Origin of the sequence: Mesorhizobium sp. LNHC229A00, assembly GCF_000502415.1 — a bacterium.
GTDB lineage: Bacteria > Pseudomonadota > Alphaproteobacteria > Rhizobiales > Rhizobiaceae > Mesorhizobium.
The window spans coordinates 206532-221104 of record NZ_AYWQ01000006.1 but is presented as its reverse complement, the minus strand read 5'-3'; the positions used below and the strand labels follow the sequence as shown (position 1 = coordinate 221104).

Sequence of the window (14573 nt, the reverse complement as noted above, 5' to 3'; positions counted from 1 at the left end):
AGGACAATGGCCGTGTCTTGACGCAAACCCAGCCTCATTCAAACACGCAGCGCGGGAAGTAGAACGACACCACCCAGTTGGGCATGTCGACGATCTCGCTGATGCGCAGGTCGCCGCAGACCGAGGCCAGCATGTAGGCTTCGACCGGGTCGACCTGGTAGCGGCCGGCGAGCAGGTCGACCATCTGCGCCACGGCCTCTTTTGCGCCACTCATCAAATCCGGCCCGATCCCCGTCGTCACCTCATAGCCCTTGGCGTCGAGATGCCGTGTCACCGGACCCGGCGTGGTGAAGCGCGGCGTTTTCAGCCGAGCATCTTTCACCAGGTCGAGTTTCAGCACGACGTTCATCGGGCTTTCGATCGCCGTGCCGCAGACCTCGCCGTCGCCTTGCGCGGCGTGCGTGTCGCCGACCGAGAACAGCGCGCCCGCCACCTCCACCGGCAGGTAGAGCGTGGTGCCGGCGGCAAGGTCGCGGATGTCGAGATTGCCGCCGACGCGGCGCGGCGGCACCACCGAGTGGTGACCCATTTCGGCCGGCGCATTGCCGATGGTGCCGGCGAATGGCTTTAGCGGCACGCGGGCGTTTTTGCCAAACAATGCCGGCTCCAGCGAGGTGGCATCGTATTTCCAGATGTTGAGCGCCGGCTCCTGGAAATCGTCGGCGAGCAGGCCGAAACCGGGAATGTTCGCCGTCCAGCCGAAGCCGGACGGTTTGAACATCTCGATCGTCACCTTCAGCGCGTCACCCGGCTCGGCGCCTTCGACGAAGATCGGCCCGGTCACAGGATTGATCCGGTCGAAATCGAGCTTGGCGATCTCGGCCACGGTGCTGTCGGGCTGCAATTGGCCGCCCGAAGAATCCAGGCACTGGAACTCGACGGTCGAGCCGGGCGCCACCCGCTCAGCCGGGACGAACGAATTGTCCCAGCCGAAATGATGATGGCGCCCGTGGATGGTGTAATCGCAGTTATTGCACATCTTTTACGTACACATTGTCATAGTTGATCGGGATATGGACCGGGTCGACATAGAGATTGTCGGCGCCGCCCATGCGGGCCGACTTCATGGTGAAGCGCTGTTCGTTGAAGACCGGCGCCCAAGGGGCGTCCTCCATCACCTTGTCGTAGATGGCGCTCCACATCTTGTCGCGCTCGGCGGCCTTGGCCGGGTCGACCACCGAATCGGCCTCGGCCGCCTTGGCGTCGAGATCCTTGTTGCAATACCACGACCAGTTCCAGCCGCCTGGTACCGCACCGGCGCAGCCGAGGATCGGGCCGTAGAAGTTGGACGGATCGGGGAAGTCCGCGATCCAGGCCATGCCGCCCGACCAGATCATCGGCGCGCCGGCCTTGTCGCCGCCGGCGGCAATGACATTGGCCTGGGCAAGCGACTGGATGCTGGCCTTGATACCGATCGCCGCCAGATCCTGCTGGATCGCCTGGGCGATGCGCGGGTTCGGGTCGGTGTTCATAACGAACAGCTGCGTCTCGAACCCATCGGGATGGCCGGCCTCGGCAAGCAGCGCCTTGGCCTTGGCAACGTCATAGGGATAGCCCTCATACACCTTGTCGTAGCCGGGCATCGACGGCGGCAGCGGCTGGTTGGCCGGCACGGCGCGGCCGTTGATGATCTGGATGATGCGCGCTTTGTTGAGCGCCATGTTGACGGCCTGGCGCACCTTCACATTGTCGAACGGCGCCATGGTTGTGTTCATGGTGACATAGCCGGTGTGCAGCTGGCCGCCTTCGACGACACGCGCCTTCTGCTCGGGATCGGCCATCACTTCCTGGAATTTGGCCGGCGGAATGCCGTCGCCGGGCACGTCGATCTCGCCCTTCTGCAGGCGCAGCAGCGCCACGATCGGCTCCTGGCCGATCTCGAAGGTGATCTTGTCGAGGTGCGGCAGGCCCTTGTGCCAATAGTCCGCGTTGCGCTCGAAGACAATGCGCTGGCCAAGTGTCCATTCCGCCAGTTTGAAGGCGCCGGTGCCGACCGGATGTTTGCCGAAATCGGCGCCGTATTTCTCGACCTCTTCCTTCGGCACGACATGCGAGAAGTTGATGGCCATGACATGCAGGAAGGTGGCGTCCGGGCGGGTCAGCTCGAACTTAACCGTGTAGGGATCGACGACGGTGACGCCGGACAGCGTCTCGGCCTTGCCGCCAGCGACATCGTCATAGCCCTTGATCGAGCCGAAGAAGCCGGCGCCGGGGCTCTGCGTCTTCGGATTGGTGACGCGGTCGAGCGAATATTTCACGTCGTCGGCGGTCATCTCGCGGCCATTGTGGAACTTCACGCCATGGCGCAGCTTGAAGGTGAAGGTCTTGCCGTCGGGCGAAATCTCATAGCTTTCGGCGAGGTCGGGCTTGAGGTTGGTGGTGCCCGGCTCATAGTCCATCAAGCCGTCGAACAGGCTCTTGATCATCGACCAGTTCTGCCAGTCATAGCCGATCGCCGGGTCCAGAGTCGCGACGTCATCCTTGTAGGTTATGGTGATGGCGCCGCCCTGCTTGGCGTTCGGGTCGACGGCGTCCTCGGCGCGGGCGCTTGTCATGCCGAGCATCAGCGCCAGCGCCGATGCCGCGACGGTCGATGCGAGAAACTTCTTCATTGTCATGTTCCCTTTCTCTGTTTGTTTTCTGGTTTCATCTGAGTTGATGCTCATCTCGGTTTGATACTCATCTCAGTTTGATACGGGGGTCGATGAAGGGCGCGATGATGTCGGCCAAGAGATTGCCGAGCACGATGGCGAAGGCCGAGACCAGCGTGACGCCCATGATGATCGGGATGTCGACACGCTGGATGGCTTGCCAGGCGAGCTGGCCGATGCCGGGCCAGCCGAACACGCTTTCGACCACGACGNTTCAGACGTGTGCTCTTCCGATTATGTCGATGCCGATCATGGCGACGACCGGCAGGATGGCGTTGGGCAGCGCATGGCGGAAAATGATGGCGCCGCGAGCCAGGCCCTTGGCGCGCGCGGTGCGGACATAATCCTGGCGCAGCACGTCGATCATCGACGAGCGCATCATGCGCGCGTACCAGCCGGCGCCGAGGATGCCCATGGTGAGCGACGGCAGCACGAGATGGCGCCATGTGCCATAGCCGCCGATCGGGAACCAGCTCAGTCTGACGGCGAAGACATAGAGCAGCAGCAGGCCGACGACGAATTGCGGCGCCGAGACGCCGATGAAGGAGGCGACCATCAGGGCCTGGTCGGTGGCGGTGCCGCGCTTGACGGCGGCGATCAGGCCCATCGAGAGGCCGATCAGCAGCTCGCACAGTATGGCGCCGACCATCAGAAGTAGGCTCGCCGGCAGCCGCGAGACGATGAGTTCGGTCACCTCCGAGCGCTGGATGTAGGAGCGGCCGAGATCGCCGCTGACGAGCCTGATCAGGTAGTGCCAGTACTGGACGATAAAGGGCTGGTCGAGGCCGAGCTGCTGGCGGATGTTCTCGACCGTCTGAGGCGTGGCGCTGCGGCCGGCGATCTGGCGCACCGGGTCGGCGGGGAGGAGATAGAGCAGCGCGAAGGTGATCAGCGAGACGCCGAGCAGGATGAGCAGCGACTGGATCAGCCGGCGGCCGAGGTAGGCGATCATGTCCGGCCCCCCATTATTCCCGCCCTCGCTGCGTCGGATCGAGAATGTCGCGCAGCGCGTCGCCGATCAGGTTGAAGGCCAGCGCCAGCGCCAGGATCGCGGCGCCGGGAAAGAACACCAGCCAGGGTGCTGCCTGGAAATAGGTCTGGTTCTCGAAGATGATATTGCCCCAGGATGCCGTCGGCGGCTGCACGCCGATGCCGAGGAAGGAGAGCGTCGCTTCCAGCAGCACCGTGGTCGAGATGCCGAGCGTGCCCCAGACGATGATGGTCGGCAGGAGATGCGGCAGGATGTGGCGAAACAGGATGCGCGGCGCGCTCGCCCCTATGGTGCGTTCGGCATCGATGAACTCGCGCTCGGCGAGCGATGACGTCTCGGTGTAGATGACGCGAGCGGTCTGCACCCAGTTGACCAGCGCGATGACCATGGCGACGATCCACAGGCTCGGCTGGAACACCGCCGCCAGGCAGATGGCGAGCAGCAGGGCCGGGAACGCCATCATCAAATCAGTGAAGCGCATCAGTGCGCCGCCGATCCACCCGCGGAAATAGCCGGCGGTGACGCCGACCAGCGTGCCGATGAAGAGCGCCACGCCATTGGCGACAATGCCGATGATCAGCGAGGTGCGCGCGCCATGGAGGATGCGGGTCAACAGGTCACGTCCGAGCAGGTCGGTGCCAAGCCAGAATTTCGCGCTTGGCGGCAGAGGCGAGCCCTCGATGGTCAGACCATCGAACATCTGGTCGTTGGGGTCATAGCCGGTCAGCCATGGCGCCAGGATTGCGCCGGCGACGACAATGGCGACGATGACCAGGCCGAGCAGCGCAAGGCGGCGCTTGACCAGCCGGCGCCAGACACCGGCGCGCGCCTTGGCCGGCATGCGCCCTGCCGTGAGATCAGGCGCGATAGGGCTGGTCATCGCCGCTCTCATCTTCGATCGGGGCTTCCCCGGTCTTGGCTTCCCCGGTCTTGGTTTCCCCGGTCCTGGTTTCCCCGATCTTGGCTTCCTCCGTCATCGCCACGATACGCCGCGCGGCGTCCTCGACGCTGACCTGCCAACTCATCGCCAGCGAGCGCAGCCGCGCATAGGCGCGGTCGTCGTCGCCGCCCTTCGACAAAGCCGAGACAGCCCGCACGATGGTCTGGCGTTCGGCGACCCGCTGGCGCAGCGCGGCAATTTCGCCGGCTAAATGTTTTCGCGCCTCGAAGCTCTGCCTTGCGATCAGCAGCGCGCTGTAGACCCCTGCATTGCCGACCGGCTTCAGGAGCTGGGCGTCGGCCTTGTGCGACAGCGCCCACTCAATGCGGCCCGGCGCCTCGGAACCGATCAGCGCCACCAGCGGCATCGGCGCCTCGCCCGGCTTCCAGGGGAATTGCTCGTCGAAGCCGAGATCGGCGTCGAAGAAGACGAAGTCGGCGGCCAGCGCCTCCGGCGCCAGTTCCGGCCAGCAATCCACGGTGACAAGGCCGATGGCCGACAATTGCCTGGTGATCGCCTGCACCGTCGGGTGCGGGCGATGCAGGACAAAGGCCCTGGCTCCGCCGAGGTTGGGGATGCGCGGGGTTCTGGTCACGACACCACCCGCAAGCGTGGCCGGCCGAATGTCTTTGCGGGGTCGTAGCGCGACAGATACGGGTCCGGCGCGACCTCGTGCTGCCGGCTGACGACTTCGAAGTAGCCGTCCGCGATCCGGCCGATGATGACAGGCAGCGTGGCGTGCTGGGAATGGGCGTCGATGGCGATCGGGCCGAGCCGGGTGGAGAAGCGCCGCTCGGCGAAGGCCTTGGAAAATTCCGCCGGGCCGGCGTCGGGATCGCGCGAAAGCACGTCGGCCAGTACCTGCACCGAGGCATAGGCGGAGGCTTCGAAGGACGACGCGAACGCGGCCGGCCGTGGCGCGAAATACGGTCCGACCGACAGGTGACCCTTGCCCGTTTCGCCGATCGCCGGCAGTTCGCCTTCGGTCAGGTTGCACGAGATCACTGGGCAAGATTCAGGACTGAAAGCCGCATCCTCGCCCGCCAGATCGCGATAGGCCGCAAGGAAGGCATAGGACGAGGTGCCGATCAGGTTGTTGAGGATGAAGCTTGGCCGCGTCGCCCGGATCTCGGCGATCAGCCGCGACACGTCGGTCTCGCCGATGCGCAGATAGCGCTCGCCCAGCACCTTGCCGCCGGCATCGGCGATGAGGTCGCGCGCAACACGGTTCATCTCCCAGCCCCAGATGTAGTTCGACCCGAGCAGGAAACCGTTGGCGCCGAAGCGCGGCACGACATGGGCCAGCAGCGGCACCAGATGCTGGTTGGGACAAGCATGCATGTAGACGACATGCTCGTTGGCCTCGAAGCCCTCATAGGGGCAGGCATACCAGAGCATGCCGCCCGCCTTCTCCAGCACAGGGATTGTCTCCTTGCGGCTCCAGGAAGTGACGCAGCCGACGACATGGCGTGCACTGCTGGTCCTGAAGATGTCTTCGCACAGCGTCGCGTAACGGTCGGCATTGCTTTGCGGGTCGCGCTCTACCGGCGCCAGTTCGATGCCTGAGCTCCTGTCGGCGTTGATGTCGGCGATGGCGCGCATAGCACCCATCCGGCACGCGTCGGAGACGAGCTGATAGCTTCCCGAGCGGGAATAAAGGATGCCGATCTCGATGCGCCGTTTCAAACCGATCCCCAAAATGACAATGCCCCGCAGCCAGCGCCGGAAAGGCGAGGCATACGAGGCATGTTTGCCGCCCGGCGATCAGAGCCGGTATTTTGCCCTAGCGTATTCGGTCCGGCGGGTCAGTCAAGCCCTCAACGCCATCCGCGTCAAACACCGAGTGTCCGGCCACCGCTGGTTCCCGCGAAATCCGCTGCCGCTATTTGGCCACCGGCCTGTGTTGGCGGGCATAGGCCACGCAGGCATCCACGGTGCTGACACAAAGCGCGTCGCGCTTGTTCGGCAGGTTGTTGTCGCCGGCGTAGGCAACTTCGGCGACACGGCCGCCGACCATGCGAACCTGCGTGTCGCAGTAACCGCCGGGAGCGACATTGACGGAACCGCCGACCGTCGGGATCGCCCCCACGGCCAAGGCGGGAACGACGACGCTGAGATTGCCGCGCTGGACGATGCGCTTATAGGTCCAGATCTGCCCGGACTGGCCGACATCGGCGGTGGCGGTCGGAAATCCCGCGCACATTCGAACGTCGGCTTCGCTGAGGCCGACCATCTCCTTGCGTGCCGCAGCCGCCGTGGGATCGACCTTGGCGATGCGCGACGTGTCGTCGGGAACGACGCAGGAAGACTGGATGGCGACGAGGAGGGCTAAAAGGGCAAGCTTTCGAATGCAGGAAAATGTCATACCGATTATTGAGATCGCGTGGCGCCCGGCCGCCCTCTCTACCTAGGCAGGCCGACGGTCGGATCAACCCGCCCAGCTTCACGAAAAAGTGGCTGAGCAAGCCGAAGAGCTTTTGACTTCGCCATAAATGGACCCGCCGGCAGCCAATGAAGGCCGTCCATCGTTTCCGGGCGATGTCTCGAGGCGCGCGTCGAACCGGATGAAATATCTGCGCAGCCGGTCGGTAGAGGCGGGCTCGTTGAAAACTTGACTGCCTTCCCCGACATCCCGGATGGCAGCGCGGCGCCGCCATGGTCGATCCGGCGGCGTCCTGTGCTCACATCCCTGAATTTTTTGAGAGAATATTCCCGGCTTTGCCGAGAACGGCGAAACACGTTCTTTGATAAAATCAGTAGAATTTCTGACGATGTGAACAAGCTTGGGCAATCCGCCTTGCTGCCATGACTTCAAAACCGCAGAGATCAATCATGTCCGATCCCAACAACACTTTGCCATCTTCCCCATGGGCACCCCTGAACCGCCGCAGCGGCCTGGCTCTGCTGTTCGCGTCAGCTGTCGCGATCGGCAGCCTGATGGCGCCGCATGCGTCCTTGGCCGAGGACAAGAAGGCGATCAAGGTCGGCATCATCAGCGGCGAGGACGAGGATGTCTGGCGTGTCGTCGTCGCGCAAGCAGCCGAAAAGGGCCTCAGCATCGAGACGGTGGTGTTCAACGACTACACCCAGCCCAACGAGGCGCTGGAGCGCGGCGAGATCGACGCCAACGCCTTCCAGCACCAGCCCTATCTCGACAACCAGATCAAGACGCAGGGCTACCACATCGTGCGTGTCGGCTATACCGGCGTGTGGCCGATCGGCCTCTACTCCAAGAAGTACACCAAGGTTGCCGATCTGCCGGAGGGCGCGGTGATCGGCGTGCCGAACGACCCGTCCAACGAAGGCCGGGCGTTGCGCGTGCTGCAGAATGAGGGCGTGATCAAGCTCAGGGATGGCACCGGCATTCTCGCCACCACCGCCGACATCGCCGAGAATGCGAAAAAGGTCGAGATCAAGGAGTTGGATGCCGGCATCGTCGGCCGCTCGGTCGAGGATCTCGACGCCGCCGTGGTCAATACCGACTGGGCACTGAAAAGCGGCCTNCATCGTCGGCCGCTCGGTCGAGGATCTCGACGCCGCCGTGGTCAATACCGACTGGGCACTGAAAAGCGGCCTCACACCGGAGAACCGCATCGCTCAGGAGCCGATCGCAGACAATCCGTATCGCAACTTCATCGCGGTCAAGGTCGGCCATGAGAACGAGGCCTGGGTAAGGACGCTGGTCGCGTCCTATCAGAACGAGGCTGTAAAGGCCGAGTTCGACAAGGTCTATAAGGGCACCGGTCTCAGCGCCTATTGAGTTATGCGGGCACCGACGTGCCGTTGACAGCTTAAGCGGTCCGCGCGATGCGCGGGCCGCGATCGCATTTCGGGACCTGCCTATGAACCAGCATTTTATCGCAACCACCGAGGCCGCGGATCAGGCCACCACGCAGGACGTGGTGCGCCTTGTCGACCTGAAGCGCCGCTTCGGCCAGACGGCGGCGCTCGACGGCATTTCCTTGACGGTGCGCAAGGGCGAGGTTCTCGGCATCATCGGCCGCAGCGGCGCCGGTAAATCCACCCTGATCCGCTGCCTGAACGGACTGGAGCGCCCTGACACCGGCGAGGTGTTCATCGAAGGCCGCGAGATCAGCCGACTTGGCGAGCGCGAGTTGCAGCCGTTGCGGCGGCGCATCGGCATGATATTCCAGCATTTCAACCTGCTGTCGGCCAAGACAGTCGAGGACAATGTGGCGCTGCCGCTCAAGATCGAGGGCCGGCCGAAGGCGGAGCGCCTGAAGCGGGCCGCGGAACTGCTCGATCTCGTGGGCCTGTCGGAGAAGGCAAAGGCATATCCGGCGTCGCTGTCCGGCGGCCAGAAACAGCGCGTCGGCATTGCCCGAGCGCTTGCCGCGCGGCCGGCGCTGCTTCTGTCGGACGAAGCGACATCGGCGCTCGACCCGGAGACGACGCGCTCCATTCTCGCCCTGCTGAAGGACATCAACCGCCAGCTTGGCCTGACCATCCTTTTGATCACCCATGAAATGGAAGTGATCCGCTCGATCGCTGACCGCGTGGCGGTGATCGACGCCGGGCGCATCGTCGAGGAAGGGCCAGTCTGGTCGGTGTTCGCCGATCCGCAATCGGACGTCACAAGACGCCTGCTCGGGACCATCCGGCCGCAACTTCCGGCCGAACTGGCGGCGCGGCTGGTGCCGGGGGCCGGCACCGAAACGGTTCTGCGCGTCGACGTGGCGGGCGAGGCGGCGCGCGAGCCGCTGCTGTTCGACCTTGCGGCCGCGGTGCCCGGTCCCTTCCGCCTCGTCCATGGCGGCATCGACCACATCCAGCGGCAGCCGGTCGGAACGCTGTTCCTTTCCGTCGCCGGCAGCGATGCGAGCCACCTCGCGGAAATCGTCACATTCCTGAAATCCCGCCAGGCGCGGGTGGAGGTGCTTGGCCATGTCACCGATCCTGTTTGAGCTTCTGTTGCGATCGATCTGGGAGACGGTGCTGATGACGGCCGCCTCCGGCCTGATCTCGCTGGTGTTCGGCCTGCCACTCGGGCTGGCCCTGATTGCCACCGAACGCGGCGGCATCGCCGAAAGCCCATGGGTGAACCGCGTGCTCGGCGCCGTCATCAACGGCTTCCGCTCGGTCCCGTTCATCATCCTTCTGGTGGCGCTGATCCCGGTGACGCGGCTGATCGTCGGCACCTCGATCGGCACATGGGCGGCCATCGTGCCGCTGTCGATCGCCGCCACACCCTACTATGCGCGAATCGCCGAAGTGTCATTGCGCGAGGTCGACCACGGACTGATCGAGGCGGCGCGCGCCATGGGCGGCAACCGCTGGACGATCATCCGCGAGGTGTTGGTGCCGGAGGCGCTACCCGGCATCGTGGCCGGCTTCACCGTGACGCTGGTGACGCTGGTCGGCGCCTCGGCGATGGCAGGCGCCATCGGTGCCGGTGGTCTCGGCGACCTTGCCATCCGCTACGGCTACCAGCGCTTCGAGACATCGGTGATGATCGCCGTGGTGATCGTGCTGATCATCCTGGTCTGCGGCATCCAGTGGGTGGGTGACCGGCTGGTGGCGAGGCTGGATCGGCGGGGGTGATGAGCCGGCTGAACATCCGGGTGGCCGTGACCTTCTCATCAACGTCAGCGCTGCCCCTCACTGTCCTGCCGGACATCTGGGAGAGATGGGCTAGCCCTGGACGCCGGCATTCTCCAAGCAACGCCGATGATTGGCGAAATCGTCGATGTGAGCGCCCCTCTCCCCGTCACTATATACGGGGAGAGGATGCCGGCAGGCAGGTGAGGGCAGCGCCGATCGCTCGCCATTGTCAGTAATTGCCATGACACTGTAGGGCTGTTCCTACGGACTTCTTCCTTGACGAGTGAGCGCCGCTCATCACCCGACAATCCCTGCCGCGCACCGTGGTTGAGTACCTTGGCCATGCGGGGCGACAGCTTCATGCCTTCGACAGCGCTGATTTTCTCGCCACGCGCGCTCGTCAGCTCGAAATGACCAGCCTTACTGAACGGCCGATTCTTGAACTAGGAGACTTCATCCGCGAACCATATCATGGACGCCAAGCGGAAACNGGGGCGACAGCTTCATGCCTTCGACAGCGCTGATTTTCTCGCCACGCGCGCTCGTCAGCTCGAAATGACCTGCCTTACTGAACGGCCGATTCTTGAACTAGGAGACTTCATCCGCGAACCATATCATGGACGCCAAGCGGAAACCAAAATCATTCCGCGCTAGCCCCTCAGCCTCGCCCCTTCCGGGTCAAAGAACGGCATCGGCGCCACCACCGCGCGTACTGGCTTGCCAGCGATGGAAATGCTGAGCTCTGTTCCAACAGCCGTGAACGGCAATCGCAAATGCGCTGTCGCCAGCACCTTGCCCAGGGAATAGCCGTGGTCGCTGTAGGTGACCACACCGGCGTTCTCACCATCGGCCATCACCCGTGCATCCGTCGCTGCCGGCTTGTCGCCGTCGAGGAAAAGCCCGGTCCAGCGCTCGTCGAGGCCCTTGTCGCGCACCTTGAGCAGCGCGTCCCGGCCGATGAAATCGCCTTTATCGAACTTGATCCAGCGGTCGAGGCCGACATGGAACGGCGTGCGCGTCTCGTCCATGTCGAGCCCGTGCGCCGGATAGGCCTTTTCCAGGCCGAGCGTAAACATGGCCAGCACGCCATAGGGTTTCAAGCCGAAAGCTTGGCCAGTGCGCATCAGCGCGTCCCAAACCGAGGTCGCCTCGTCGGCCGGCACGAACAGTTCGAAGCCGAGTTCGCCGGTCACGCCTGTACGTGAGATCAAGACCCGCGTTCCGTTGATATGGCCTGACGTAAACGCCCAGCGCTTCAATTCGTCGAGATCGGCGTCCGAGATCATCGCCTTCAGGAGATCGCGTGAGCGCGGGCCCTGGATGGTCGGGAAGGCGACGGCGGCAGTGATGTCGGTGACATAGGCCCTGCGCCCTTGCGCATGATGCTGGAGCCAGGGCAGCATCTTGAGGCGGTTGACCGAACCGGTCACCAGCATGAAATGCTCCGCGCCCAGCCGGAACACGGTGAGGTCGTCCATGATGCCGCCGTCCTCACGACAGACGGTGGAATAGCGTACTTGGCCCGGCCCCATCGCCGCGGCGTCATTGACAATGACATGGTTGACCAGCGCCTCGGCGTCGGCACCCTTAATGTCCATCTTGCCCATGGTGCTGAGGTCCTGCACGCCAACATTTTTACGCGTATTCAAATGTTCGTCGGCGATGCCGGAATAATGTTTGGCCGAGATGAAATCGCCGCCGACCCGACCCATGGTCGCGCCCAGCCCAACGATGCTGCTGTAGAAGGGGGAGCGACGCTCAGCCAATAAAATCTCCATCATTCAAATCGGCAGCGCCGGGTTGCGCCGCCGAGCTCGATTGGTACCGGGATCAACTCCCATAGACGTCGAATGAAAAATACTTGTCGTTGATTTCCTTGTACTTTCCGTTGGCGCGCAGCGCGTCGATTGCCGCGTTGAACTTGTCGGCCAGTTCCCTGTTGCCCTTCTGCAGCGCAATGCCGACCCCCGGGCCGTGAATGGCGGGATCTGCCGTCAGCGTGCCGAGCAGCTTGCAGCAGGTGCCGTCGGGCTTCTTCAGCCATTCGGTCAGGATGATCGAGCCATCCATAATCGCATCGAGGCGGCCATTAGCCATGTCGGCGCGGGCGTCGTCGCCGGTCGGGTAGGCCTTGACGGTCGAGCCCGAATATTTCTGCTCGGCGAAATTCTGGTGGATGGTGGCGCTCTGCACGCCCAGCACCTTGCCTTTCAGATCGTCCGGCGAGGTGCCCGCGATGGTTGAGTCCTTCGGCACCGCGATGGCCGGCGGCGTCTGGTAGTATTTGTGGGTGAACTCGACCTTTTCGGCCCGCTCGGGCGTGATGGTGATGTTGATGATGGCGTCGAACTTGCCGGCCTGGAGCGCGGGAATAGAGCCGTCGAAATCCTGCACGGTGAACTCGCATTCGACCTTCATCTGCGCGCACAGCGCGTTGCCGAGATCGATGTCGAAACCGCCGAGCGTGCCATCGGCATTGGCATGGTTGAAGGGCGGATAGGCACCCTCGGTACCGAGCCTCAGTTTTTTCTCCTGGGCGGAAGCAGCACCGGTGGCAAGCGCAAAAGCCACGGAAGCGGCAAGCACGAAACGACCGAAAAGACGCATGGTCCAGATCTCCGTTGACCGGGTAAATTTACGGGCTTTCATGCTCCCGGCGGAGACGAAAACGACATGTGCCGCGGCGATCACGGCGCGGTGCAGTTCCTCCGCGTCCGGTCAGGTTCCTTGTGCCTCGGCTCCGAACAGATCCCTTGCTTGCTCCGTAGTATAATAACCAAGCTGGACGTCCCGTGCGACCAATTCCGGATCGCGCTCACGCGGATCGCCATAGCCGCCGCCACCCGGCGTGCCGACGCGCACGCGGTCGCCGGCCTTCAGCGGGATGTCCTGCTCCTTGGATAGGTGCGGCGGCACATGCTCCTCGCCGTTGCGGAACACGGTCACGCTGTTGGGCTCGCCGTCCCGACCGCCAAGGGCGCCTTGCGGACCGAAACGGCCATGGTCCATTACAAAGGAGGCTCGCGCCTCGCCGCGCAGGATCTCGACCTCATAGGCGAGGCCAAAACCACCACGATGCTTGCCGGCGCCGCCCGAGCCTTCGCGCAAGGCATAGTGGCGATAGAGCACCGGAAAGGCCTGCTCCATGATCTCGACCGGCGGCGACTTGGAAATGCCGATGGTCGAGCAGCCATTGGTCAGCCCGTCATGCCCCGAATTGCCGCCATAGCCGCCACCGGAGATCTGGTACATGACGTAGTCGCGGCCGCGCGCCGGATCATTGCCGCCGAGCGCGAAATTGCCGCTGGAGCCGGCCGGGGCCGCCGTCACCTTGTCGGGCAGCGCCTGCACCATCGCCGCGAACACCGCCTCGGCGATGCGCTGCGATACTTCGGCCGCACAGCCAGACACGGGGCGCGGATATTTGGCGTCGAGGAAAGTGCCTTCCGGCCGCTTGACCTCGAGCGGCTCGAAGGCACCAGCGCTGATCGGCACGTCCGGGAAGATATGGCGCATGGCGAGATAGACCGAGGACAATGTCGTCGCCAGCACGCTGTTCATCGGTCCCGCACAAGGCTTTGACGAGCCTGAAAAATCGAAGGTCAGAGTGTCGCCCTGTTTCTCGACGGCGAGCGCGATGGTCAGCGGTTCGTTGACCACCCCGTCGGAATCGACAAAAGCCTTGGAGCGGTAGGTGCCGTCGGGAATGGCCGCTATGTTGGCGCGCATCTGCTCGGCGGCACGGTGGCGCAATTCGGCGATCGCTTCGACAACGATTTCGTCCCCGTAACGATCCAGGATTCCATTAAGCCTGTCCTGGCCGATCAGCAGCGCGGCGGCCTGGGCCCGGATGTCGCCGATGCGCTGGTCGGCAACCCTGATGTTGGAGCAGATGATGGCGTAGATTTCCGCGTCGAGCACGCCCTTCTTGAACAGCTTTACCGGCGGCAGCCGCAGGCCTTCCTGCTCGACCGCCGTCGCCGAAGCCGAGAAGCCGCCGGGCACGGAGCCGCCAATGTCGGGCCAATGGCCGGTGTTCGACAACCAGCAGAAGATCTTTTCACCGCGATAGACCGGCATGGCGAAGCGCACATCCATCAGATGCGTGCCGCCGAGATAGGGATCGTTGACGATGTAGATGTCGCCCGGCTCCGGGGCCAGGCAGCGGCCGTCGGCGATCATCTCGATCACCGTCCTGGTCGAATATTGCATGACGCCGACAAACACAGGCAGACCCTGACTGCCCTGCGCGATCAACGAGCCGTCGACGGCGGAATAGATGCCGTCCGAGCGGTCATTGGCCTCGGCGATCACGGGCGAAAAGGCGGCGCGGGAAAAGGTCAGGTCCATCTCGTCGCAGACCTGCTGCAAAGCGGCCTGGAGCACCGAAAGCGTGATTGCGTCGAGCTTTGCGTTATCAACTGACATG

General features: G+C 63.8%; 12 protein-coding genes and 2 pseudogenes. 3 read left to right on the top strand and 11 right to left on the bottom strand.

Annotated elements, in window-relative coordinates; translation table 11 throughout:
• Window positions 1–34 precede the first annotated feature (34 nt).
• From X742_RS156315 to X742_RS1000000173950, 8 genes and pseudogenes are all read right to left on the bottom strand, one after another.
• Window positions 35–979 carry an acetamidase/formamidase family protein gene (locus X742_RS156315; protein WP_023772104.1) on the bottom strand — a complete coding sequence of 315 codons (945 nt, stop codon included), beginning with the start codon at window positions 977–979 and terminating at the stop codon, window positions 35–37.
• Entirely contained in the window at window positions 969–2612 is a 1644-nt protein-coding gene (locus tag X742_RS156320) for an ABC transporter substrate-binding protein (RefSeq protein WP_023772103.1), read from the bottom strand. Before X742_RS156320 ends, X742_RS156315 begins: the two co-directional genes overlap by 11 nt.
• Window positions 2613–2679: 67 nt before the next feature.
• Window positions 2680–3603: pseudogene (locus X742_RS01000000170070) on the bottom strand (ABC transporter permease).
• Between the two features lie 13 nt (window positions 3604–3616).
• Entirely contained in the window at window positions 3617–4522 is a 906-nt protein-coding gene (locus X742_RS156325; RefSeq protein WP_023772102.1) for an ABC transporter permease, read from the bottom strand.
• Window positions 4500–5177 carry an ANTAR domain-containing protein gene (locus X742_RS156330; RefSeq protein WP_023772101.1) on the bottom strand — a complete coding sequence of 226 codons (678 nt, stop codon included), beginning with the start codon at window positions 5175–5177 and terminating at the stop codon, window positions 4500–4502. Before X742_RS156330 ends, X742_RS156325 begins: the two co-directional genes overlap by 23 nt.
• Entirely contained in the window at window positions 5174–6268 is a 1095-nt protein-coding gene (locus tag X742_RS156335) for a transporter substrate-binding protein (RefSeq protein WP_023772100.1), read from the bottom strand. Before X742_RS156335 ends, X742_RS156330 begins: the two co-directional genes overlap by 4 nt.
• A 196-nt stretch (window positions 6269–6464) precedes the next feature.
• Complete coding sequence (locus X742_RS156340; RefSeq protein ID WP_023772099.1) at window positions 6465–6947, bottom strand: hypothetical protein; 483 nt, start codon at window positions 6945–6947, stop codon at window positions 6465–6467.
• A gap of 78 nt (window positions 6948–7025) precedes the next feature.
• Complete coding sequence (locus tag X742_RS1000000173950) at window positions 7026–7412, bottom strand: hypothetical protein (protein WP_156939379.1); 387 nt, start codon at window positions 7410–7412, stop codon at window positions 7026–7028.
• 2 nt (window positions 7413–7414) lie between these two features.
• Between X742_RS1000000173950 and X742_RS01000000170065 the strand changes: the two are divergent.
• The 3 genes and pseudogenes from X742_RS01000000170065 (at window position 7415) to X742_RS156350 (ending at window position 10144) form a co-directional block, all read left to right on the top strand.
• Window positions 7415–8342, top strand: a pseudogene (locus tag X742_RS01000000170065) (MetQ/NlpA family lipoprotein).
• An 82-nt stretch (window positions 8343–8424) separates the two neighbouring features.
• On the top strand, window positions 8425–9507 hold the full coding sequence (locus tag X742_RS156345) for a methionine ABC transporter ATP-binding protein (RefSeq protein ID WP_023772098.1): 1083 nt from the start codon (window positions 8425–8427) through the stop codon (window positions 9505–9507).
• A complete protein-coding gene (locus tag X742_RS156350) occupies window positions 9488–10144 on the top strand; it encodes a methionine ABC transporter permease (protein WP_023772097.1) in 657 nt (218 codons plus the stop codon). Before X742_RS156345 ends, X742_RS156350 begins: the two co-directional genes overlap by 20 nt.
• 650 nt (window positions 10145–10794) lie before the next feature.
• Here X742_RS156350 and X742_RS156360 read toward each other — a convergent pair.
• The 3 genes from X742_RS156360 to X742_RS156370 all read right to left on the bottom strand — a co-directional run bounded on the left by X742_RS156360 (window position 10795) and on the right by X742_RS156370 (window position 14572).
• On the bottom strand, window positions 10795–11925 hold the full coding sequence (locus X742_RS156360) for an aminomethyltransferase family protein (protein ID WP_031247913.1): 1131 nt from the start codon (window positions 11923–11925) through the stop codon (window positions 10795–10797).
• 49 nt (window positions 11926–11974) lie between these two features.
• Window positions 11975–12751, bottom strand: coding sequence for an ABC transporter substrate-binding protein (locus tag X742_RS156365; RefSeq protein WP_023772094.1), 777 nt, complete (start codon window positions 12749–12751; stop codon window positions 11975–11977).
• A 111-nt stretch (window positions 12752–12862) separates the two neighbouring features.
• Complete coding sequence (locus X742_RS156370) at window positions 12863–14572, bottom strand: hydantoinase B/oxoprolinase family protein (protein ID WP_023772093.1); 1710 nt, start codon at window positions 14570–14572, stop codon at window positions 12863–12865.
• Window position 14573 lies beyond the last annotated feature (1 nt).